Consider the following 2,086-nt stretch of genomic DNA (forward strand, 5'->3'; position numbering starts at 1 on the left):
CCGTCGCATGACCGCCTCGGGCCCGGACGCGGCCTTCACCCACTCGAACGCCCACGACGCCCGCACGAGCCGGGGCACCCAACCAGGCGCGGGCCCCGCACCACCCTGGACGCCCATCCCGGGACAGCAGGCCTCCCGCGCCCGTCAACAGTGCCGACCCGCGAACCCCGCCACCACCCGCACAGCCCCCACACCCAACCCGGGACCACACCCCAACCAGGGATCAGCCCCAAAAACCGAAGCTGTACAACAGACCGTTGGTCGCCGCGATCGCACCCAACGCCAGCACCGCACCCGTGACGAACGACGTCCGCAACGACCTGACCAGGTACTCCAACGACACCAGATTGTTCAAGATGAAGTACCCCAGCATCATCGCGTGCCAGAAGGACTCCCACCGGAACGGCTCGAACGCGTACGGCGCCCCCGTCCACACCTCGGTCCCGGTCGTGAACCACGCCCACGCCAACGCCGCCCCGTACCCCAACGGCACCTGGATCAACGGAATGACCAACAACGGCAACAGCTTGACGAAACCCCACAACCCCGGCTGGTCGGCATGGCGCGCCTGGCTCTGGGCACGGCGCGCGGCCTCCTGCTCGGCCCGCACACGCTCACGGTGGGCCCGCTCGGCCTCCTGACGGCGCCGGTGCTCCAACCGCTGCTCCTGCTGCTGGCGCTGCTGCTCCTCCACCCGCCTGCGCTGCTCCTCCTGCTCCTGCATCCGGCGCTGGCGCTGCTCCTCCTGCTGACGCAACTGCTCCTGCTGCTGGCGGCGCGCGTCCGCGGCCGGATCACGCCGCCCCCCGTACAGGTCGGCGTAGGCCTCCTCCTGACTGGGCCGCTCCGGCTGCCGGTGACCCGCAGCCTCCTGCCGCCCGTAGGCGGCAGCGCCCTGACCGTACTGGGCGGTCGGCGGAACCTGCTGCCCCGAAGGGAAACGGGCCGTGGCCCCATACCCCTGCTGCTCACCCAGCACCGAGGTCGCACCGCCCTCGTGCCCCGGCACCGGCGGCGAGACCCGGGTGGCCGCCTCATCACCGAACACACCCGCACCGGCCGCGGCTCCCGCCGCACCCCCCACAGCAGCGGCACCACCCTGCCCCAACACCTCCGTGCGCTGGTGCTGACCCGTAGCACGCCCGTCCCCGGCCGCGGCCGCCAACGCCCCGTTGACCTTGGCCACCTGCTCCTGGACCCCGCGCATCACCGCCGCGGGCAACCAGGTCGGCCCCGTGGCCACATCGCCCAGGTAGTCCAGGATCTCCCCCGGCCCCGGACGACCCTGCGGGTCCTTGGACAAACACGCCGCCACCAGATGACGCAACGACTCGGGCACACCCGACAGATCCGGCTCACGACTGATGATGCGCATGACCATGGTGGGCATACTGCCCTCACCGAAAGGCCCCGTCCCCGCAGCCGCGTAGGCCAGCACCGCACCGTAGGCGAACAGGTCACTGGCCGGAGTGAGCGCCTCCCCCTGCACCTGCTCCGGACTCATGAACCCCGGCGTACCGATCACCGACTGCGTGGCCGCCGTACCGTCGGTGGCACGGGCGATACCGAAATCGATCACCCGCGGCCCGTCCTCGGCCAACAGCACGTTGCCGGGCTTGAGGTCACGGTGGATCAACCCCACCCGGTGGATGTCGGCCAACGCCTCGGCCAGACCCGCCGCGAGCACCCGCACACTCGCCTCCGGCAGCGGCCCGTGATCGCGCACCGCCGTGTCCAACGGCAACGAGGGCACGTACGAGGTGACCAGCCAGGGCACCTCGTCATCGGGCCCCGCGTCGATCACCGGCGCCGTGAACGCACCGCTCACCTGACGGGCCGCGTTGACCTCACGGGCGAAACGCTCCCGGAAGGAGGCGTCGGCGGCCATGTGCGGATGGACGCGCTTGACCGCCACCGCACGCCCCCCGGCCGAACGGCCGAAGAACACCTGGCCCATGCCTCCAGAGCCCAAGCGGCCGATCAGCCGATACCGGCCGATACGTTCCGGGTCACTGGGATCGAGCCTAAGGGACACTACAGCCTCCACACACGACGTTCCGCCACCCCCGGGTGCCAGAGGATGACC

At 71.1% G+C, this 2,086-nt stretch carries 1 protein-coding gene; it reads right to left on the reverse strand.

Translation table 11 applies throughout. The annotated features are described in order from the left end of the window. Window positions 1–223: 223 nt before the first annotated feature. Window positions 224–2,047: a protein kinase gene (locus tag ABD54_RS26380; protein ID WP_327137099.1), complete on the reverse strand. Its 1,824-nt coding sequence runs from the start codon at window positions 2,045–2,047 to the stop codon at window positions 224–226. Window positions 2,048–2,086 lie beyond the last annotated feature (39 nt).

Origin of the sequence: Nocardiopsis sp. RV163 (assembly GCF_001029525.1) — a bacterium.
In the GTDB taxonomy this organism is placed as follows: Bacteria; Actinomycetota; Actinomycetes; order Streptosporangiales; family Streptosporangiaceae; genus Nocardiopsis; species Nocardiopsis dassonvillei.